Genomic DNA, 21,971 nt, shown 5'->3' with positions numbered 1-21,971 from the left:
TAATGGTAAGTGGCACTAAGTACTATGGTAATCGATTTTGCTAAAACAGGGTATAAAAAATTAACAAAAAGAGAGAAAAATGACATTAATAATTATTTTGGCTGGTGTCTTTTTATCGGTGTTTTTGATGGTTACTTTGGGTGAGAAATTTGGTAAGCCCATGACCGATGAACAGCAAGCTAAGTACAGTAAAATTATACCTATATTGGTATTTGTATTAATAATAGCGGCTATTATCAGAGCAATGCTTTAAACAGCCTTAAACGACTTTATTGCCGAATCATCATCAGGTAAAATCTAATCATAATGGTATTACCTATACATAGAGAGCTTTTGAAATGCAGCAACTGCCTAAACTAGATTTAAAAAACAAAGTATCAACACAAGAGTGGCAATTACGTGTCGATTTAGCGGCTTGTTATCGATTAGTACAAATGCATGGCTGGGATGATCTTATTCATACTCATATTTCGGCGCGTATTCCCGGTACCGAGCATATTTTGATTAATGCCTTTGGTTTGGCCTTTGAAGAAATTACCGCCTCAAATTTGGTGAAAATTGATATTGATGGCAATATTATTGATAAAGATTGTCCGTTTGAGATCAACCCAGCAGGCTTCACTATTCATAGTGCCGTCCATCAAGTGCGTCATGATGATATTTGTGCCCTGCATGTTCATACCAATGAAACGATTGCCGTCGCCAGTGTTAAAGAGGGCTTGTTACCCTTAAGCCAGTACTCTATGTTTGCTTTAGCCTCGATGAGTTATCATGATTATGAAGGGCTGGCGGTAAATGATGATGAAAAGCTAAGATTGCAAAATGATTTAGGTGATAAAAATTTCATGTTATTACGAAATCATGGTGCTTTAACTATGGGCAAGACCATAGGTGATGCTTTTATGCATATGTATGATTTAACCCGTGCCTGTCAGATACAGTTACAGGTAATGGCAACAGGTATGCCACCTATTTATGCGCCACAAAGTATTATTGATGGCATTAAAGCCCAAGCAAATATTGTTCATCATGGCGAAACTGGCGGTCAAAAAGCGTGGCCAGCCATGCTACGTCGAGTTTATCGTGCTGATCCAACTTTCGCAGAGTAGTGCTAATCTTTTTGCGGTATAACCCAATTTAGGCGTCAAGAGTACTTATACCAATCCACATAAGAAAGTGCTCACTTAGCGAGAGTTTAAAGACTAATAGGCAAGGCTTTGATTGTAGATAATGGTTATTCCCTTATCAAAATCAATAACGTAGTATATTAGTCTTTAAAACTCGCCCTTGGGAATGTATGGGACATCATGATAACTTTACAAAATGAGTTAAATATAGAACAACTATATATTTACTCATTTTGTTTGTTCTAATGTCGTCCATATCATTCTAAGTGGTCACTCCTTTATGCGGAATGGTATGGATGACATTCGTCAACGCCGTGCTCTTTCCTTTAACTTGAATTATACCGCTGCAAGATGAGCGACTACTATCCAATAATTGAATGAATAAAAAATAAAATCGAGAAACAAATGAAAATAACTCACGTTGAAGTTTTTGATATCCATTGCCCTAAGCGCATTGGCTGGAATCCTGTTTTTATCCGTATTCACACCGATGAAGGTATTAGCGGTGTTGGTGAGGCGGGTTTAGCTTATGACTGGGGTCATAGTGCTGCTGCTGCCATGATTAAGGAAATCAGTGAAGCGATACTGATAGGGTTTAATCCTTTTAATACTGAGCTTTTGTGGTCACGCATGTTACGCGAAAGTTTTTGGGGCTTAGGCGGCGGACCCGTTTTATATTCAGCGATGAGTGCTATTGATACCGCACTTTGGGATATTAAAGGTAAAGCGTTGGGCGTGCCGGTGTATCAATTACTCGGCGGTAAGGTCAATGATAAATTACGTACTTATGCCAGCCAACTTCAATTTGATTGGGATACTGAAATCAAGAAATTAATTGAGCCTGAGGAATATGCTGAGGCGGCGTTAAAAGCCGTGGCACAAGGTTATGACGCGGTTAAAGTTGACCCCATAGTATATAACGCTGATGGTACTTCTTCCTTTGACCGCACTAAACTATTTACTAAGCCGCAAATGCGTCTATTTGGTGATAGGTTGCGTGCTATTCGTGCTGCGGTTGGTGAAGATGTTGATATTATTTTTGAAGCTCACTCTCTGATGGGCGCGGCATCAGCGATTCAAATGGGTAGAATTGTCGAAGAAGTCGGCTGTATGATGTACGAAGAGCCCGTTAATTTTTTAAACCCGGCAGTGCATAAAAAAGTAGCCGATAACGTTAATGTCCCCATGGCTGGTGGAGAACGCTTGTATCATAGATGGGATGTAAGACCTTATTTTGAAGATCAAAGCATTGATGTTTTACAGCCAGATATTGGTTTGTGTGGTGGTTTTACCGAAACGAAAAAAGTCTGTGACTATGCCGAGGTTTACGATATACGCATTCAGGCACATGTATGTGGCGGTCCTGTTGCAACTGCAGCCTCATTGCACTTAGAAACCGCTATTCCAAACTTCTTGATTCATGAGCATCATACCTATGCGACTAAAGACTGGAATAGAGAGTTATGTTTACAAGACCCACAGCCCGTTGATGGTTTTTTCCAAGTGACGGAAGTTCCAGGTATTGGTATTGAGCTCAATGATGTCATTGTGAAAAGATCGCCAAACGTGACTATTAAGTAGGTAGTTAAGTCGGTAGTTAAGTCGGTAGTTAAATAGGCCATTCAATAGTTAGCTAAATAGCATTTTTAACTGTTTTTTCAGCTTATTAAGCGTTACTTACAATTGGTAAATCTTAAGCGCATTGTCATACAGCAATGCGTTTTTTTCTTTTTTACTACACTGTTTAATCAAGGTGGACTCGAGAATATCTCGCCAATAGTCTTGATAGCTCTTGTTACCGAGCTTCTTACCTACCTTATTAGCGAGTTTATTACCAAGTAAGCACAGTGGGAAATTACTGGCTAACATCACGCGTTCAATTGAAAACGCACCAATACAAAAGTTGCTAACCGCTGAAAACCAAGACATTTTATATTGTCGGTCGGTCATCTCCCAACCTGAGCACTTAATAAATACATTAGCGTATTTGGCTAGTGTAGTTATATGTTTTTGCCATAAGCGCCATGCATCACTATTGATCTCTGTTGGCGGGAAGCCGGCATGATTGATAATAAAGCTAAGCTGGCTATTATTGGCGATAGTTTGCCTTAATAGTGGCATGACATCTTTGGCACTTTCATCAGCCAATGATAATTGCAGCTCAAATACTAAGCCGGTTACTTCATTAAGGCGGGCAAAATTACGCTGAGTGTTGTGATTCGCTAAGGTACTATAAGCTTGCTCATCAAGAATATGGCGAACACCAATCATACTTGCGTGTTGCTGTAATTTGTCTAGTGTCTGGTTAAAGTCTAATGGTGTTGTTAATAGGTTGATGCTGGCAACTGTTCGACTCTTTTTACATGAGCCGCTTTCCATGGCTAAGTTATCAAGGTATTCAAGTTCACGCCAAGGTTTAGTATTGTCAAAGCCCGCTTCAATATGAACAAATCCCGCTAACTTTATTTTATCCTGGGTTAATGAACTGGTTAAATTATCAATAGCCAAGTCTTTAATAGTAAAATCGCGCTGCAGCAGAGACTTATCTGGCCAAAAGGGTGGGTTTTCACTGTTAAGCCAGTGATAGTCACCGAGTGAACGATTAAATAAATGTAGGTGTGGGTCAATGATATTAATAGTCATAGTGTTTAGCTTTGCAGGGTTTTAACTTTTTATATGCTAATAAAGGCTATTGTGCGGTATAGCCGCCATCAATCACTTGTAAACTGCCGGTGATAAATTTGGCCTTATCTGACGCTAAAAATAGTACCAATTCAGCAACTTCTTCTGGCTGCCCTAAGCGCTGTAGTGGTTGTAACTGTTCTTCTGCTCTATGCACAGCAGCTTTATCGGCACCTGATTTTTGACAATAGTTATCAATTGCTTGGTGATAAAGTGGTGTTTCAATAGTGCCAGGGCAAACGGCATTAGCACGAATGTTGAAGGCCGCATAATCAAGGGCAGTGGTTTTAGCGATAGAGGCTAGGGCACTTTTAGTTAAGTTGTAAGCAAACGAGTTATGCTTGGCAATTAGCGCCTGATCTGAAGCCATCAAGATGATGGCGCCATTTTTATTGGCTTTCATACTCGGTAAAACGGCTTTTATTGCCGCATAGGCACCCTTAACATTAATGCTAAAGACTTTATCTAAATCAGCTTCACTGGTGTTTTCTATATTGGCAGAAAAATGAATGCCCGCGTTAGATATCAAAACATTTATGGTGTTTTTCTCGGCAATATCATTAATTATTGCGGTTACTTGGGCTAAGTTGCTGACATCACATTGACGAAAATCACCGTGGGCAGAAGGGGATAAGTCTAAATTAAAAACTCGATAATCATTATCGACAAAGAGTTTTACCATACTTAAACCAATACCAGAGCTGCCACCGGTGATCACACACACTTTTTTCATTAAAGTTACTCAATTAATTCAATTATGATAAATGATACCTGTAAGCTTAGTTAACTTCCATTAAGTTCAGTGTCATTATGTTCAGTTCCATTTACTTTGCGTGTATAATATTGGCAATTCGTTTAATGAGGTTTTTCCATGAGAGCTTGTGGTGTAGAAATTAAAAGTAATGATGCAATTATTTGTATCATGTCAAAAGAAAATAACTTGTATGATATTCCTCATACGCGGGTACAAAAAATTAGCCTTGATAACGCGGGTGATGCCGAGCAAGTGAAAAAATTTCAATTTGCTTTCGCTAAGTTGATGGAAGATTACCAAGTCACTCATGTACAAATTAAAGGTCGCGCTTTAAAAGGTAAATTTTCTGGCGGGCCTATTGGCTTTAAGATTGAAGCGGCTATTCAATTAATTAGTGAATTAAACGTGGAAATTTTAGCGGGTAGCTTCATTAAAAAAGAATTGTCGAAAAGCCAAGTGAATATCGATTTTCGTGATACTGGCTTAAAGCAATATCAAGAACAAGCCTTTACCACTGTTTTTGCTTATTTTGAAGCTCAAAATTATAGCAAGAAAATGGATTAAAACTTTATCGTGTGGTGAGTTATAAATTTGTTTTTTTGTAAATATTTTTAAAGTAGTATTTTTAAAATTAAAATCAGATATGAAAAAAGCTTAGTGATTCACTTCACTAAGCTTTTTTTTTATTTATACTATTTAAAGTGTTCATAACATGATTTAATCAAACACCTGTTTTAAAATAAAAATTCAGACCTGTTTATTTTTATCAAACCCAAAAATAGCCATTGGAGAAAGTCATGCCAGAGTATAAAGCACCGATAAGAGACATTAAATTTGTTATGCAAGAGTTGCTTAATTGCGATAATCATTATCAAAAATTAGGTTATGAAGATGCTAGTTTAGATATGGTTGATGCCATTATTAGCGAAGCAGCAAAATTTGCTGAGCAAGTCGTCGCGCCTATAAATCAAATAGGTGATGAACAAGGCTGTACTTGGACCGATGGTGAGGTGACGACTCCTGATGGTTTTAAAGACGCTTATCAACAATATGTTGCCGGTGGTTGGCCAACATTAGCACAAAGTGTTGAATTTGGTGGACAAGGTTTACCCCATTCATTAAACACCGCCATCACGGAAATTTTCTCTAGCGCGAATCATAGTTTTGCCATGTACCCAGGTTTAAGTCATGGCGCATTAGCGACCATTGAAGCTCATGGTAGTGAACAGTTAAAAAATCAATTTATACCTAAATTAGTTGCAGGGTCTTGGACTGGGACAATGTGCTTAACTGAATCACATTGTGGAACTGATTTAGGCATGTTACGCACCAAAGCCGAGTTAAATGACGATGGTAGCTACTCTTTAACTGGCTCAAAAATATTTATTTCTGCCGGAGAACACGATCTATCTGACAATATTGTTCATATTGTTATTGCCAGGATCCCTGGCTCGCCAGCAGGTAGTAAAGGTATTTCGCTATTTATTGTGCCTAAGTTTAATGTTACAGACGATGGTGACATTAGCGAGCGTAATGCGGTTTCTTGTGGCTCTATTGAACACAAGATGGGTATTAACGCTAATGCAACTTGTGTGATTAACTTTGATGGCGCTAAAGGCTATTTAATTGGTGAAATAAATCGTGGCTTAAATTGCATGTTTACCTTTATGAATGTTGCCCGTTTAGGTGTGGCTACTGAAGGTGTCGCTGCTGCAGAGGCCTCATTTCAAGGCGCATTAGCTTATGCAAAAGATCGACTACAAATGCGCTCTTTATCAGGTGTGAAGAATCCTAATGGTCCAGCTGATGCCATCATAGTTCACCCCGATGTTCGTCGTATGTTATTAACACAGAAGTCTATTGCAGAAGGTGGACGAGCACTGATTGCCTATTTAGCGCAATTAGTAGATATCGGCCATGTAAGTACATGTGAAGAAGAAAAAGCAGCAGCAGAAACTAAACTCGCTTTATTAACACCTATTGCTAAAGCTTTCCTTACGGAACTAGGTTTAGAGTGTACCGGTCATGGTGTACAGGTTTTTGGTGGCCACGGCTTTATTAAAGAGTGGGGCATGGAGCAACTAATGCGTGATACTAAAATTAGTTGTTTATATGAAGGCACTACTGGTATTCAAGCATTGGATTTATTGGCTAGAAAAATATTAGGCTCTAAAGGAAAAATTCTCAAAGCTTTTGCCAGTGAAGTAACCACATTCTGTTTAGAGAATGCTGATGATGATGCCATGCAAGAGTTTATTCAACCCATTAAGAGCTTTGGTGGCGATTGGCAGAAAATGACCGAGAAAGTCGGTGCAAGAGCGATTAAAAATCCAGACGAAATTGGTGCTGCTTCTGTTGATTATTTGATGTATTCAGGCTATTTAACCCTGGCTTATTTCTGGGCTAAAATGGCAAAAGTTGCGCAAGATAAGCTAGCAGAGGGCTGTGAGGATGAAGCTTTTTATCAAGCAAAAATTAAAACAGCACGTTTTTATTTCCAACGTATATTGCCACGTGCCAAGGGCCATGCCGCTTGTGTTGAAAATGGTGCACAATCCATGATGGCATTGGATGCGGATGACTTCTCCTTTTAAGTCACCATATCGTTGCTAAATTAAGAAAAAAGGCGCTTATCGAATAACTTGATAAGCGCCTTTTATTATCTATCTATCTATTTCTTTGCTTATATTATTGAGTGCATTAAAGTCCTAATACTTGCTTACCTTGTTTGAAAACGATATCAACTGGGATATTAGCCGCTTCTAAACGCGCTAAATCAGCAGCAAGAATTTCGCCAATCACGCCGCTTTCTTTCACTAATTTAACAACACCTTGATAATCACCATCGCCTTGCAGTGTTAAAATTAGTTTAGATAAGGAGTCTATTGCTGCGGTCATCTTGTCAACATTAATGCTATATAATCCTTGCTCATTACGGCTAAAGGCACCATGTTCTTGGAAGTAATTAAAACGCACCATATTCGCTTTACCATGAGCTGAGCTGGCACCAAAACGAATTGAACGGAAAATTCCAGCCATAAAGGTGGTGTAGTAATCTTCTAAGCTACCTTCAGTGATGGCACCTTTTTCAAGCAACTGACGAATCATGTATAAACCAAGGATGTCGGCTTTACCTTCTTCTAATGCCGACGCATGCTCTTTGAGCGCTTGACGAACTGTCCCTTGACCATTAAGGGTGTTTTTAATGCCTAAGCCATGGGCAACTTCATGAAACATGGTATTGGCGAAAAAACCGGTAAAGGTGACGTTTTTACGCTGCTCGGGTACGATAAGCGTGTCAGCGATTGGTAACATGATGGCGTCAAATTTGGCGCGCATAGCATTTTTTAGCTGTAAACGTCTGGTGCCTTTTTTAAGTTGTACTTCTTCGTCATTTGGTAAGTTAATGGCGATAGTTTTGCTACCCGCATTAGCATGTCCAGCATAATAAATAACATCATAAGCATTTAAGTCGGCATCAGAGCCTGGTACTTCAGCTTTATACTTCTTTGGTACAGGTAAACCCTTTTGCAACTCAGGCAAATACTGTACGTATTTAGCCAGTTTCTCACTCCAGGCTAAATCTTTAATTAATACATATGACTCAAAAGCGGCGCGATAACCATAAAGTTGATCTTCATAGCTTTCAATGGGACCAATCACCACATCAATAGGGTTATTTTTCATATCCATCCAGGCGTAATCTGAGGCTTGATAGTCATCGGTACGTAATGCTTGTGCACGCATGGTGAGATAATTAGCAAACTCTTTATCATCGGCAAATTTTGAGGCTTCATCAAGAATTGCCGCTGCACGGTTCATTTTGTCATGGTAAATTTCAGAGTAAGCGACAGTCATTAGCTTACCGTCGTTATCACGACGAACCACAGAATAAAGGCCCTTTTTATCGCTAAAGTCACTCTGTTCAAATTCAGACTTAGTCATATCAGCAGGGTAAAATTCAGCGCCGTGTGCTTTTGTTACCGCTTGACTTAAAAATACTTTATCACCATCAAGACGATCCCAAGGACCGTAGTTTTGCTCAGCAAAGCGTCTTACTTTTTCATCGCTAATGCTAGCTAAGAAGCTTTCTTTATCTTGTGAATATGCTTGCTGCCAAAACAAGTCATCCATTATTTTAGAGGCGTCAATAAGTAAAGCTAACATATGTTTCTGGTTGGTCGATAAATGGCTTAAATCAGCCGTAAGGGTGACTTCTTTGTATATATTTAAACGGTTCTCAAAGCCAGTAAGCAGTTCTGGCTGATTTTCCGCCTTTAGCTGTACTTTCTTATGGCTTGACGCTGTTTGTTCAATGGCACTGTTGTTAGCGCTACTAGAGTCATCAGAATTGTTACATGCGGTTAATGTGGTGCTAGCAAGTAATACCACTGCGGCAATTTTTGTTAGTTTTAGTGCTTTCATAGCAGGTCTCTATAAATAAGTTGCCTAGAGACTAAAAAAAAATGCTGCTGAGTGCAATAGCAAGGAGGAATTTAATCGCTTAACGCTAACGGCCTTTTTGTAAACGTAAGTTAAAGAGAGCAAAAATTAAATCTTAAAAAGGGTAAGGCAAATTTTAGGCATAAAAAAACCGACCAAGGTCGGTTTTTTAATCATTCATCTAGATTAACTAGATGAAAGTAATTCATAAAACAATACAATTTAAGCAATAATTAAAGTGCTTTGATCTTTGCATTTAAACGGCTCTTACTACGAGCTGCTTTATTTTTATGAATAAGACCTTTACTTGCGTAACGATCTAAAATCGGTGTAACAGCAGCAAATTCTTTTGTTGCTACATCTTTGTCACCAGCTGCAATTGCTGCTAATACTTTTTTAACTAAAGTACGCATCATTGAGCGACGACTTGCATTATGTTGACGGCGCTTTTCAGATTGTCCTGCGCGCTTCTTAGCTTGCTTTGAGTTAGCCAAGGTGATCTCCTAAAAGATTGATTATAAGCTTAAATTTAAGGCGACGAAATATGCCTCTTTTTAAGTGGTTTGTCAAATGATTTAATTGTTTAATATCTATTTCAACGATAAAAAAGCAATTAAAAAGAATATGGTTGATGTTTACGACAAAAATCTTCGCCGATAGAACAAATCATGTTGTGAACAGCGGTAAGTATACATTGTTTAAATAGCTAAAATCATCACATAATACACATTATTTATTTTCGCTATATTTTCGCTTAAGTGTTGCGCGATTAAACAACCAAAATGACCTTGGTTGGGGGATGTTTTTTTGAGTAAAAAGTTAATTAAATCAGGGTTGATTGTTAGTGTTATGACCTTGATTTCTCGGGTGTTAGGTTTAATACGCGATGTAGTGATTGCCAATGTAATGGGAACGGGGGTGATGGCAGATGTATTTATATTTGCTAATAAAATCCCTAACTTTTTTAGACGACTCTTTGCTGAAGGGGCATTTTCCCAAGCATTTGTACCGGTATTAAGTGAATATCGAGTTAAAGATGAACAGCAGGCTGAGCAGCATGAAGGCAAAAATAATCATGAGCAAACGCGTTTATTAATAGCGCAGGTCTCCGGTACCTTAGGTGTCATTATCACCGGGGTAACCTTGTTTGGTATGTTAGCGTCACCCTTGTTTGTTATGCTGTTTGGTTTTGGTTGGTTTGTCGATTGGTTTAATGATGCACCCGGTGGAGAGCGGTATACTCTGGCAAGTAATCTACTGAGTATTACTTTTCCTTACTTATGGTTTATTAGTTTTGCCGCGCTTTCAGGTGCAGTGCTAAATACCATGGGCCGCTTTGCCGTTGCTGCTTTTACCCCTGTGCTGCTTAATGTCGCCATTATTAGCATGGCTATTTTTGGTGCACCCTATACCGAGACGCCTGCCCACGCATTAGCTTGGGGGGTGTTTTTAGGTGGTTTAATACAATTTCTTTTTCAGATTCCTTTTTTGTACAAAGCGGGCATGTTAGTAAAACCGAAGTGGGCTTGGCATAGTGAAGGTGTTAGAAAAATAAGAAAATTGATTATACCGGCATTATTTGGTGTTTCAGTGACACAAATCAACTTATTACTTGATACTTTAATTGCTAGTTTTTTAATCACAGGTTCAATCAGTTGGCTTTATTACGCCGATAGATTACTTGAATTTCCACTGGGCTTATTTGGCATCGGCATTGCCACTGTGGTATTGCCTAGCTTGGCCAAGCTGCATAGTAAAAATAACCCCGCTGAGTTTAGCGCTACTCTTGATTGGGGCATACGCGTTATTAGTCTATTTGGTTGGCCAGCACTTGCGGGGTTAATGGTGTTAGCACAACCCATTATTATGGTGCTATTTATGCGCGGCGAGTTTAGCCAAAATGATGTTATGCAAGTATCTATGGCTTTATTTGCTTATTTGACTGGTTTGCTAAGTTTTATGTTTATCAAAATACTCGCCCCAGGGTATTACGCACGCCAAGATACTAAAACACCGGTAAAAATTGGTATTAAAGCCATGGTTGCTAATATGATTTTTAACTTAATGTTGGCACCTTTTCTAGGTTATGTTGGCCTAGCGTTAGCCACGTCACTGTCAGCAACACTGAATGCTTGGCTGTTATATCGCGGTCTAAAAGCAGCGGGTGTCTATGAGCTATCAGCCAAAACTATGTTGTTTATTGGTAAATTAGTGCTGAGTGCCGGTGTTATGGCCTTGGTTGTTTATCAGTTATCCAGTGATTTTGATGTTTGGTTGCAGATGAGTTTTCTAGATAAAGTTAAACAGCTAAGTCTTTGTATTATATCAGGTGTTGCTAGTTATCTGCTGATGATTGTTTTATTAGGCATACGATTTAATGACTTTACGATAGATAAAGGCGAAAAATAAGCTAAATAAAGTGTTTGAGCTACTGATTATTAACGCGCGCTGGTATATAATTTTCCGATTTATTTTATGCGAATGTCAACATTGAGATTCGTCGATGGCTTATCTAAGTCATAAGCGTCACGGTAAAGGGCAACATAATAGCTAATGCAGTTAGTTCGCGGTATACATAATATTCGATTACAAGATCATGGTTGTGTATTAACTATTGGTAACTTTGATGGCGTACATTTAGGTCACCAACAAGTAATTACAGCCTTGGTCAGCAAAGCTAAAGCATTAAATTGTGTAGCGGCAGTATTGGTTTTTGAACCTCAGCCACAAGAGCTTTTCTCGCCAGAAACAGCCCCAGCTAGATTATGTCGTTTACGTGATAAATATAACTTGTTAGCGAAACTTGGTGTAGAACGGCTTATTTGTGTAAATTTTAATACTAAGTTTGCCAATCAAAGTGCCCAGCACTTTATAGAAAACTTACTGGTAAAAAAACTAGGCATAAAACACCTGATTGTCGGTGATGATTTTCATTTTGGTAAAAATCGTACCGGTAACTTTGCCATGTTATGCCAAGCGGGCAAAGAGTACGGTTTTAATGTTTCTGATACTACCAGCTATAAAATGGCAGATTGCCGCATAAGTTCAACGGCCATTCGCCAAGCATTGGAGCAAGATGACCTAGTGTCAGTTAAGCAGATGTTAGGTAGGGAATACTCGATAATTGGTCGAGTGTTCCATGGCGATAAACGCGGTCGAAAGTTAGGTTTTCCAACCGCCAATGTCTTGCTAAAAAGGCGAGTGTCGCCACTCAGTGGAGTTTTTGCCGTGCTGGTCAATACCAATAGCGGACAATTTAAAGGTGTTGCAAATATTGGTGCTCGGCCAACCATTAATGGCGTAAGGCAACAACTGGAAGTGCATATTTTTGACTTTGATGAAAACTTGTACGGACAATGCATTGAAGTAATCGTTAAGAAAAAACTGCGGCCGGTGATTAAGTTTGACAGCCTTGAGGCGTTAACCGCGCAAATCCATCAAGATAGTGAACAAGCAAAAAAAGTATTAGCTTAAGGTTTTTTTATGCTGGATTTGCAATAGTTAAAAATAATATATTCAATAAACAGTTATAAATTTGGTTGATATTTATAGCGTTTCGTTAAATTTATCAGCCAACATAAACGGATAATGATTTAAATGAGTGATTACAAACAGACCCTGAATTTGCCAGCCACTTCCTTCGCTATGAAAGGTAATATGGCTAACCGTGAACCTAATATGCTCAAAGAGTGGGCGGCTAAAGATCTTTATGGCAAGATCCGTTCAGCCAAAAAGGGTAAAAAGTCATTTATTTTGCATGATGGCCCTCCTTATGCCAATGGTAATATTCATTTAGGTCATGCCGTTAATAAAATTTTAAAAGATATTATTGTTAAATCAAAAACCTTATCCGATTTTAACGCTCCGTTTGTCCCTGGCTGGGATTGTCATGGTTTACCGATTGAGTTAATGGTTGAGAAAAAAATAGGCAAACCAGGCCATAAAGTTTCAGCGAGTGTTTTTCGTGAAAAATGTCGTGAGTATGCCGCTAAGCAAGTCGATGGTCAGCGTGAAGATTTCAAACGTTTAGGCATTTTTGCTGATTGGGATAATCCCTACTTAACCATGGATTTTGGCACTGAAGCGAATATTATTCGTTCGTTAGGTAAAATTGCTGAAAATGGTCACTTACATCAAGGTTTTAAACCTGTACATTGGTGTACTGATTGTGGTTCGTCTTTGGCTGAAGCTGAAGTGGAATATAAAGATAAACAATCACCCGCTATTGATGTCAAATTTGTAATTACTGATGAAACTGTTGCCGATAAATTTTCTCACCCAGAAGGTCATAAAGGCACGGGTGAAATTGGCATTGTTATTTGGACAACAACACCTTGGACACTTCCTGCTAACCGTGCGATATCCGTGAATCCTGAAGTAGAATATACCTTAGTGCAATGTGATGTTGAAGGTCAGCAGCAACGGTTAATTATTGCTTCAGATCTTGTTACCTCATGTATGGACCGCTTTGGTTTAGCTAAATATCATGCCTTAGGTTTCTGTAAAGGTCAGGATTTAGAATTAGTACAATGTCAGCATCCTTTTTATGATTTTACTGTGCCTATTATTTTAGGTGACCACGTTACCACTGATTCAGGTACCGGTTGTGTACATACAGCACCAGGTCATGGTGTCGACGATTTTGTTGTTGGCAAAAAATATGACTTGGAAATTGCTAACCCAGTGGGCGCTAACGGTGTATACCTTGAAGATACGCCATTACTTGCCGGTCAACATGTCTTTAAAGCCAACGCTAGTGTCATTGAGATATTAAAAGAAAATGGTGCTTTAGTGCATCATCACGCGATAGAACATTCTTATCCACATTGCTGGCGCCATAAAACGCCATTAATCTTCCGTGCTACGCCGCAGTGGTTTATCAGCATGGACAAAAAAGGTTTACGTCAAGATTCATTAAAGCAAATTCAAAAAACAAAGTGGATCCCTGACTGGGGTCAACGTCGTATTGAATCTATGGTTGAAGGTCGTCCAGATTGGTGTATATCACGTCAACGTACGTGGGGCGTGCCTATGGCATTATTTATTCATCAAGATACCGGTGCTTTGCATCCTCGCACCATAGAACTGATCGAAGAAGTTGCTCAACGCGTTGAGAAGTCAGGCATTCAAGCATGGTTCGATCTAGAGGCCAGCGAACTTATTGGTGATGATGCTAAAGAATACATTAAAGTGCCTGATACTTTGGATGTTTGGTTTGATTCAGGTACTACGCATGAATCTGTTATCAAGGCGCGTGAAGAATTTGACGGCATTGCTGATTTATATCTTGAAGGCTCTGATCAACATCGTGGTTGGTTTATGTCATCCATGATTTCATCGGTAGCGATGAATGGTACAGCGCCATATAAGCAAGTGCTAACTCACGGTTTTGTGGTTGACGCTAAAGGCCACAAAATGTCTAAGTCGTTAGGTAATGTTATTACGCCCTCAAGTATTACTAATAACTTAGGTGCTGATATTTTACGTCTTTGGACAGCATCAGTTAACTACACCCAAGAAATAACTGCGGGTGATGAAATATTTAAACGTCAAGCTGATGCTTATCGCCGTATACGTAATACCTCACGTTTCTTATTGTCTAACTTAAATGGTTTTGAGCCGGCGCAACACAGTGTTGCCTTTGATGACATGGTGGCTTTAGATCGCTGGGTTGTTGATAAAGCCTCACGTTTACAAGATGATATTATTAATGCCTATGATGACTATGAATTCCATGTAGTAGTACACAAGTTAATGAACTTCTGTACTAACGAGTTGGGTGGTTTCTACCTTGATATCATCAAAGACAGACAATATACCGCTAAAAGTGATGGTAAAGCACGTCGCTCTTGTCAAACGGCAATGTACTTAATTGCTGAAGCAATGACCGCATGGATGGCACCTATCTTGTCATTTACTGCACAAGAAATTTGGCAAGCGTTACCGTTACCAGCAAGCGGTGAGCGTGATGAGTTTGTCTTTACTGGCGTTTGGTTCGATGGCTTATCAACTATGTCTGAGAGCACTGACTCTGCCAATGAGCTAGATAATGAATTTTGGACCGAGTTACTTAGCGTACGCACAGAAGTAAACCGTGCCTTAGAGCAAGCAAGAAAAGACAAATCAGTAGGTAAAACATTAGAAGCGCAGGTGACATTATTTGCCACTGAAACGTTAGCCGCTAAGTTAGCTAAATTGGGTGATGAATTACGCTTTGTATTAATTGCTTCAAAAGCAACGATTGTAATAGTAACGCAAGCACCTGAAAATGCGCTAGAGACTGAAATGGAAGGTTTGTGGTTATCAGTAGCACCAGCAGACGGCACTAAATGTGAACGTTGTTGGCATGTCACTACCGATATTGGTGAAAGTGAAAAGCACCCGACAATATGTGGTCGTTGTATTACCAATATTGACGGTGCCGGTGAAACCAGGCAGTTTGCTTAATTGGCTCAACCGATTGCATTAAACTTAACTCACTAACATTAATGGGCTATTACCTCACCCTATTATTAGGAAAGGGTAATAGCCTATTTTATTAGGCTATACCCTTGTGCTATATGAGATTAACTCAATTGAAAAAACTATTTAATGACACCGGATTACGTTGGTTATGGCTAACCTTACTCTGTTTAATCATTGATCAAGTCAGCAAGTATTGGGTTGCCAGTACGTTTGACTATCGTGAAACCTTGTCGGTGTTACCCTTTTTTAACCTAACTTATGTCCATAATACCGGGGCGGCCTTTAGCTTTTTAGCAGACCAAGGTGGTTGGCAGCGTTGGTTTTTCACTGGCATTGCCGCTATTGCTAGTATTATCTTTCTCGTATGGATGGCAAAAACACCAAAACAACAACGTTTATTAAGTATTTCTTTTGCTTTAATTTTAAGTGGCGCAGTCGGGAATTTAATTGATAGAGTTTTATTTGGCTATGTAATCGACTTTCTCGATTTTCATTGGAGCGGCTACCACTTTGCCGCCTTTAATATTGCTGACTCTGCAATTTTTCTTGGTGCAGCATTAATGATTTTTGAATCCTTTACTAATAAAGAAGAACAAAAGAATAAAACAAATAAGATAGAGAGTTAAAATGACTGAAGCAACGCAATTAAAAATTAAAAATGACTCAAGTATTCTTGTTCATATTACCATGAAGTTGAGTGATGGCTCGGCAGCTGATAGTACCAAAGTCAATAATAAACCCGCTAAAATTATTATGGGAGATAACAGTATTTCACCGGCCTTTGAAGCTGAGCTTATTGGCATGTCAAAAGGTGATTCAAGAGAGTTTACTCTTGTCGCTAAAGACGCCTTTGGTGAGAGCAACCCGGATAATATCCATTATATGGATATAGATAAGTTTACTGTTGATGCACCAGCTAAAGTAGGTAATATTATTACTTTTTCTCAACCCGGTGGTGAGTTACCCGGCATGATTAAAGAAGTTAATGGCAACTCAGTGACTATTGATTTCAATCATCCGCTTGCGGGACAAACAGTGACGTTTGTTATTGATTTAGTCGAAATTCTTTAGAGTATCAATATTAATATGTCTATGTAGTTTACTCAGGAACTCTTTGTAAACGTCATCTTCGAAGTATCTGATCGGAACGTAGCATGGATGCTACTTATTAGACAATGCAGGACGCATATTGTCCTGTTCCATTGATCTTTATACACTGGATCCCCGATTAAAACACCACGGGGATGACGATCCTGAGCCAAGTGCATAGGCATGAAATTAATGTTCAACAGACCTTAATTTAAAGGTCATTAAAAGGTAAGTATTGTGAATTATTTGGCTCTCGATGCCTCAACGGAAGCATGCTCAGTAGCGTTGCAAGTAAACGGTAAAATATTTTCTCGCTTTGAACTTTGTCCACAGTCGCATAGTTTACATTTACTGCCGATGATAGATGCAGTGCTTAATGAGGCGAATATTAAACTTGCAGAGCTTGATGGTCTTATATTTGGTCAAGGGCCGGGTAGCTTTACTGGCGTTCGTATTGGTGTTGGTGTTGCTCAAGGCTTAGCATTTTCTGCCAATTTACCTGTGGTCGGCGTGTCTAGCTTACAAGCTATGGCACAACTGGCCTATATAAAACATGGCCATAAACAGGTCATTGCGGCAATAGATGCCCGTATGTCTGAAGTGTATAATGGTTATTATGTGCTTGATGAAGATAATATTATGCAAGCGCAGCAAGCTGAAGCGGTTACTCCGCCAGAGCAATTAGCCGAGCAACTGTCTGCTGTTGTCACTGCGCCTAAATATGCTGTCGGTACAGGTTGGGATGCGTACTCTGAAAAGCTAAGTGAAAAGTTAAGTGAAAAATCAGGAGAGCAGTTATTTAGCTTGAAGCTGAATGACGGTAGCCCGGATATATTATTCCCGAGTGCTGAAGCTATGTTGACAATAGGTAAAATAAAATTAGCACAAGGGCTAGGCGTGGCAGCAGAAGATGCTCAGCCAGTCTATGTTCGAGATACAGTTTCCTGGAAAAAACTTCCGGGTAAATAACGGTAGCAAACTATGACAGTAAATATGGCAGCAAAGTATGACTAGCACCCTGAAACATTCCTCAGCCAGTCTTTGGCAAAAATATCAGTTATATTTCCTCTTGGTGGCGGCCATTGTCATCAGACAGATCCCGCTTGTTTCTATCCCACTGAATTGGTTGGAAACATACTTTCATGAAATAAGTCATGGTATTGCTGCATTGCTTACCGGCGGTGAAATCATCAATATCCAACTGTATGCTACGGGCGCTGGTTTATGTACTACCCAAGGCGGCTTAAGCTTCTTTATTACTTTTTTTGGTTATGCAGGAGCAACATTTTGGGGCTGGCTATTATTCAAGCTGGCGAATAGCCATCAACGTACAGCACAGATTTTTTCTGGCGTGATGATTGTTTTACTACTCGCTTCAATCGTCTTGTGGGCAAGAGACTTGCTTACTATGATTATTATCGCAAGCTTAGCGGTAATGTTTGTACTAAGTATAAAAATGCGTCGCTTATACTATTTACAGTTATTGTTAAAATTCTTTGGCTTGAGTATTTTATTAAACAGCTTATTTAGCCCAACGTATTTATTTGATGGCCGTGACTTAGGTGATGGTGCTGCTCTAGCCTCAATGACTATGGTGCCTGAGCTGGTTTGGGTGTTGATCTGGTGCGTGTTAGCCATTGCGGCGCTGTATTCCTTAATTAAAAGCAATCAAAAGTCTTATGCTTAAATCAAGGGCCTAACCCTTATGGCAGATACAAATAACATTGCAGCGCTTAGCTTTGAGCTAGACAGTTTAACGCTAAGTGCAATCACTTGTGGTAATAAGAATCAGCAACCAGTGCTATGCTTACATGGATACTTGGATAATGCCGCCAGCTTTTTACCTTTAATGCAAGAAATAGTGCAGCAAAAAACGCAAAAAAGTGATTTGCTGTCTGATAAGTATGTCATTGCGTTAGACTGGCCTGGGCATGGTCATTCAGATCATCGCAGTGTTGGTGCCCATTACCATTTTTTTGATTATGTTAGTGATTTAGTGGCTTTGTTTGCCCTTAATAACTGGCCAGCAATTGATATTGTTGCTCACTCAATGGGCGCTATGGTTGCCAGTGCATTTGCCGCCGCTTTTCCTGAGAAGGTAAAGTCACTGACATTAATTGACTCGTTTGGTTTTATTTGTGCCCCGGCAGAGCAAACGACTAAGCAGTTAAGGCAAGGTATATTAAGTCGAGTAAAGTCAGTTAAGCCTACTCGAACGTTTAGTGAAGATATTGCGGTTAAAGCACGGTTGCATGTTTCTGACTTAAAAGTTGACCATGCTAAGTTAATTGTCCAAAGATCACTTATCGAAGTTAAAGATCAGTCAGGCAACATAAGTGCTGTTGGTGAGGCTAGTGTTTTATATCGTTGGCGATCTGACCCGCGCTTACGGACTGTTTCACTTTATCGACTAAGCCAAGAACAAGGGCAACAACTTTTTAGTGATATAAAATGCCCGCTACAATTAATTTACGGTGATAAAGGCATGGATATGGTGGCTACCGGACTGGCTCATTTTTCTTCCTGCGTTAGTCATTTAACCACTAATAAACTGACAGGTGGGCACCATGTACATATGGAACAAACGGAAGAACTAGTACATTTGCTCAGTAATTTTTTTAGTGAAATTCAAACAAGCGTTTAAATTTTACTGGCGTAATGATGAAAATTTTGATAAAACAGTGCTATTAAAATAAGAGTTACTGTAAAAAATATAATTATTAGAAAGATTAATGCCTAATTACCTATTGAGGAAAGCCATTGTGGAAAGAATTTGGTTAGAAAAAAGTTACCCAAGTGCAGTGCCATTCGACATAGATGCTGATAAGTATCCATCTATTGCCGCCATGTTTACTAAATACTCGATTAAATTTAGTGATAAAACGGCATTCATTAATATGGGCGCTTCAATCTCATATGGAGAGCTTTTAGAACAAGCAACGGCTTTTGCTGCTTATTTGCAACAAGATTTAGGTTTACAAAAAGGCGACAAATTCGCCATTATGGTCCCTAACTGCTTACAGTATCCCATCGCATTATTTGGTGCTTTGTTAGCGGGACTTACCGTTGTTAACGTAAATCCTTTGTATACTGCCCGAGAGCTTGAACATCAATTAAAAGATTCTGATACCAAAGCAATGTTAATCATAGAAAACTTTGCTAAAACACTTGAAAAAGTGATTGATAAGACCTCTGTGAAACATGTGATTATGACATCACTGGGTGATCGCTTGGGTTTAGTTAAAGGCACTGTGGTAAATTGTGTAATTAAGTACGTTAAAAAAATGGTACCCGCTTTTAACCTGCCAGATGCTGTGCGTTTTAATCGTGCCTTAGCACAAGGCATGAAGCTTGAATTGACACCGGTTGAGTTGTGCGGAGATGATCTTGCCTTCTTGCAATATACTGGTGGTACCACAGGATTATCTAAAGGCGCCATGTTAACGCACCGTAATATGGTGGCAAACTTACAACAAGCGAAAGCGGCTATTTGTCCATTACTCGAGGAAGGTAAAGAGTTAGTAGTAACCGCTTTACCGCTTTATCATATCTTTGCCTTAACGGCGAATTGTTTAACATTCTATACTATGGGTGGTACCAATTTATTGATTACCAACCCAAGAGATATGCCTAATTTTGTTAAAGAATTATCCAAGTACCCATTTACCGCCATTACCGGCGTTAACACGTTATTTAACGGTTTATTGAATACACCAGGCTTTAGTGAACTTGATTTTAGTACACTAAAAATGTCACTAGGCGGTGGTATGGCAGTACAACGACCTGTAGCTGAGCGTTGGCAGAAAATTACCGGTACCCGCTTATTAGAGGGCTATGGTCTAACTGAATGTGCACCTTTAGTGTGTATAAGTCCTTATAACCTTGCTGCGTATGATGGCAGTATAGGTCTGCCTGCACCGTCAACTGATGTTAAAATCATGCGCGAAGATGGTAGTGAAGCAGATATTGGCGAGTCAGGTGAAATGTGGGTTAAAGGCCCGCAAGTGATGCTGGGTTATTACAAATGCGAGGAAGCGACAGACGAAGTGTTAAAAGATGGCTGGTTTGCTACGGGTGATATTGCCTTGATGGATGATAAAGGTTTCTTTACTATAGTTGATCGTAAAAAAGACATGATTATCGTTTCTGGTTTTAATGTTTACCCCAATGAAATTGAAGAAGTACTGGCCATGCATGAGGGAGTACTAGAGTCTGCTGCCATCGGTGTTCCTCATGAAGTTTCAGGTGAAATTGTGAAAATATTTGTGGTAAGTAAGTCCGATGATTTAACGGAAGAAATACTTATTAAACATTGTCGTGAAAACCTCACCAACTATAAAGTGCCAAAATTGGTTGAGTTTCGTAAAGAATTACCAAAAACCAATGTGGGTAAAATTTTAAGAAGAGAGTTACGTTAATTTCTCAGTTTTTTAAATACAGTAAATAAAGTACTCATTAATAAAAAAGGCAAGCTCATCGAGCTTGCCTTTTTTATTGGTAAATTTTCTCAAGGTTTATCCAGTCCTTACTGGGCCTTTAAGGTTTGACCATTCACTTCAATGCTGTCGTTCGACATCAAATAAACATATAACGGCATAATATCTTCTGGGCTAGCAATTTCTGTTTTATCTTCAGCGGGAAATGCACAAGAGCGCATATTGGTATTGGTAGCGCCTGGGTTTATTGCGTTAGTACGCAAATTGCTGGTATCGTATTCATCAGCGATAACTTGCATCATGCCTTCAGTGGCAAATTTTGACATGCTGTATGCTCCCCAGTAGGCGCGACCTTGATTACCAACACCTGAAGAAGTGAAAACCAAAGAGGATTTTGGTGCTAATAATAATGTTGGTATTAATGCTTGGGCCAGCAGATATTGCGCGGTAACATTTACCTTCATCACATCGTTAAACACTTGCTCATGAATTTGAGTAAAGGGCGTAAGTTCACCTAAAATTGAGGCATTAAGTAATGCACCATCTAACTGACCAAATTGACTTACAATAGTTGAACACATATCAATATAGTTTTGCTTAGTGGCACCCTTTAAATCTAAAGGAATAATCGCAGGCTTAGCTAAGCCAAGGGCGACAATTTCATCATAAACAGCTTCAAGTTTACTAACCGTTTTACCCAGAAGAATTACTGTGGCACCAAGTTTGGCATAAGTTAATGCAGCAGTGCGGCCAATACCAGCACCAGCACCGGTAACTAGAATGGTTTTGTTGTTTAAACAAGCATCTTTTATTGAATAATTAAACATCTTAGATCTTTTCGCTGTGTGTGAGAAAAATACCTGTCTATTCTACTCGTTGACATTTTCATTGACGAGAAAAAAGTTTATTAACATGAAGAAACAACACAAAGTAAGACAAAATAATACAAAAAAGTAAAAAAATACTAGCACCTTG

General features: G+C 39.2%; 19 protein-coding genes. 14 read left to right on the top strand and 5 right to left on the bottom strand.

The window, feature by feature from the left end; translation table 11 throughout:
- Positions 1–79 precede the first annotated feature (79 nt).
- The 3 genes from MTCD1_RS21135 to MTCD1_RS01975 all read left to right on the top strand — a co-directional run bounded on the left by MTCD1_RS21135 (position 80) and on the right by MTCD1_RS01975 (position 2,708).
- Positions 80–253 carry a hypothetical protein gene (locus MTCD1_RS21135; protein WP_157447790.1) on the top strand — a complete coding sequence of 58 codons (174 nt, stop codon included), beginning with the start codon at positions 80–82 and terminating at the stop codon, positions 251–253.
- Positions 254–338: 85 nt separating this feature from the next.
- The gene (locus MTCD1_RS01980) at positions 339–1,109 is read left to right on the top strand and encodes a class II aldolase/adducin family protein (RefSeq protein WP_057180025.1); all 771 of its coding nucleotides are present in this window, start codon (positions 339–341) and stop codon (positions 1,107–1,109) included.
- A 423-nt stretch (positions 1,110–1,532) separates the two neighbouring features.
- Complete coding sequence (locus tag MTCD1_RS01975; RefSeq protein WP_057180026.1) at positions 1,533–2,708, top strand: mandelate racemase/muconate lactonizing enzyme family protein; 1,176 nt, start codon at positions 1,533–1,535, stop codon at positions 2,706–2,708.
- 96 nt (positions 2,709–2,804) lie between these two features.
- Here the strand turns inward: MTCD1_RS01975 and MTCD1_RS01970 are convergent, their stop codons facing one another.
- Positions 2,805–3,770: an amidohydrolase family protein gene (locus tag MTCD1_RS01970; protein WP_057180027.1), complete on the bottom strand. Its 966-nt coding sequence runs from the start codon at positions 3,768–3,770 to the stop codon at positions 2,805–2,807.
- A gap of 46 nt (positions 3,771–3,816) precedes the next feature.
- Entirely contained in the window at positions 3,817–4,542 is a 726-nt protein-coding gene (locus tag MTCD1_RS01965; protein WP_057180028.1) for an SDR family NAD(P)-dependent oxidoreductase, read from the bottom strand.
- A gap of 138 nt (positions 4,543–4,680) precedes the next feature.
- Between MTCD1_RS01965 and MTCD1_RS01960 the strand changes: the two genes are divergently transcribed.
- A complete protein-coding gene (locus MTCD1_RS01960) occupies positions 4,681–5,127 on the top strand; it encodes a DUF3010 family protein (RefSeq protein ID WP_057180029.1) in 447 nt (148 codons plus the stop codon).
- Positions 5,128–5,360: 233 nt separating this feature from the next.
- Positions 5,361–7,157 (top strand): acyl-CoA dehydrogenase C-terminal domain-containing protein, encoded by a 1,797-nt coding sequence (locus MTCD1_RS01955; protein ID WP_057180030.1) that lies wholly within the window; start codon positions 5,361–5,363, stop codon positions 7,155–7,157.
- A 106-nt stretch (positions 7,158–7,263) separates the two neighbouring features.
- Here the strand turns inward: MTCD1_RS01955 and MTCD1_RS01950 are convergent, their stop codons facing one another.
- Positions 7,264–8,988, bottom strand: coding sequence for a dipeptidyl-peptidase 3 family protein (locus tag MTCD1_RS01950; protein WP_057180031.1), 1,725 nt, complete (start codon positions 8,986–8,988; stop codon positions 7,264–7,266).
- Between the two features lie 251 nt (positions 8,989–9,239).
- A complete protein-coding gene (gene rpsT / locus MTCD1_RS01945; protein WP_057180032.1) occupies positions 9,240–9,500 on the bottom strand; it encodes a 30S ribosomal protein S20 in 261 nt (86 codons plus the stop codon).
- A 313-nt stretch (positions 9,501–9,813) separates the two neighbouring features.
- On the opposite strand from rpsT, the gene murJ reads away from it, so the two are divergent.
- The 9 genes from murJ (at position 9,814) to fadD (ending at position 20,978) form a co-directional block, all read left to right on the top strand.
- Positions 9,814–11,415, top strand: a complete 1,602-nt coding sequence (gene murJ, locus MTCD1_RS01940; protein ID WP_057180033.1) for a murein biosynthesis integral membrane protein MurJ — start codon at positions 9,814–9,816, stop codon at positions 11,413–11,415.
- A 144-nt stretch (positions 11,416–11,559) separates the two neighbouring features.
- Complete coding sequence (gene ribF / locus MTCD1_RS01935; RefSeq protein ID WP_057180034.1) at positions 11,560–12,480, top strand: bifunctional riboflavin kinase/FAD synthetase; 921 nt, start codon at positions 11,560–11,562, stop codon at positions 12,478–12,480.
- 123 nt (positions 12,481–12,603) lie between these two features.
- Positions 12,604–15,453, top strand: a complete 2,850-nt coding sequence (gene ileS / locus MTCD1_RS01930) for an isoleucine--tRNA ligase (RefSeq protein WP_057180035.1) — start codon at positions 12,604–12,606, stop codon at positions 15,451–15,453.
- 128 nt (positions 15,454–15,581) lie between these two features.
- The gene (gene lspA / locus MTCD1_RS01925; protein ID WP_057180342.1) at positions 15,582–16,097 is read left to right on the top strand and encodes a signal peptidase II; all 516 of its coding nucleotides are present in this window, start codon (positions 15,582–15,584) and stop codon (positions 16,095–16,097) included.
- Between the two features lies 1 nt (position 16,098).
- The gene (fkpB, locus tag MTCD1_RS01920) at positions 16,099–16,542 is read left to right on the top strand and encodes an FKBP-type peptidyl-prolyl cis-trans isomerase (RefSeq protein ID WP_057180036.1); all 444 of its coding nucleotides are present in this window, start codon (positions 16,099–16,101) and stop codon (positions 16,540–16,542) included.
- A 255-nt stretch (positions 16,543–16,797) separates the two neighbouring features.
- Positions 16,798–17,529: a tRNA (adenosine(37)-N6)-threonylcarbamoyltransferase complex dimerization subunit type 1 TsaB gene (tsaB, locus tag MTCD1_RS01915; protein ID WP_057180037.1), complete on the top strand. Its 732-nt coding sequence runs from the start codon at positions 16,798–16,800 to the stop codon at positions 17,527–17,529.
- Between the two features lie 37 nt (positions 17,530–17,566).
- Positions 17,567–18,247, top strand: a complete 681-nt coding sequence (locus MTCD1_RS01910; protein ID WP_057180038.1) for a M50 family metallopeptidase — start codon at positions 17,567–17,569, stop codon at positions 18,245–18,247.
- 18 nt (positions 18,248–18,265) lie between these two features.
- Positions 18,266–19,204 (top strand): alpha/beta fold hydrolase, encoded by a 939-nt coding sequence (locus tag MTCD1_RS01905; RefSeq protein WP_057180039.1) that lies wholly within the window; start codon positions 18,266–18,268, stop codon positions 19,202–19,204.
- A gap of 118 nt (positions 19,205–19,322) precedes the next feature.
- Positions 19,323–20,978 carry a long-chain-fatty-acid--CoA ligase FadD gene (gene fadD, locus MTCD1_RS01900; RefSeq protein ID WP_057180040.1) on the top strand — a complete coding sequence of 552 codons (1,656 nt, stop codon included), beginning with the start codon at positions 19,323–19,325 and terminating at the stop codon, positions 20,976–20,978.
- 107 nt (positions 20,979–21,085) lie between these two features.
- Here the strand turns inward: fadD and MTCD1_RS01895 are convergent, their stop codons facing one another.
- On the bottom strand, positions 21,086–21,823 hold the full coding sequence (locus MTCD1_RS01895; RefSeq protein WP_057180041.1) for a YciK family oxidoreductase: 738 nt from the start codon (positions 21,821–21,823) through the stop codon (positions 21,086–21,088).
- Between the last annotated feature and the right edge of the window lie 148 nt (positions 21,824–21,971).

It is taken from the genome of Colwellia marinimaniae, assembly GCF_002207865.1.
Taxonomy (GTDB): Bacteria; Pseudomonadota; Gammaproteobacteria; order Enterobacterales; family Alteromonadaceae; genus Colwellia; species Colwellia marinimaniae.
This window is presented reverse-complemented; position numbering and strand designations above follow the sequence as displayed.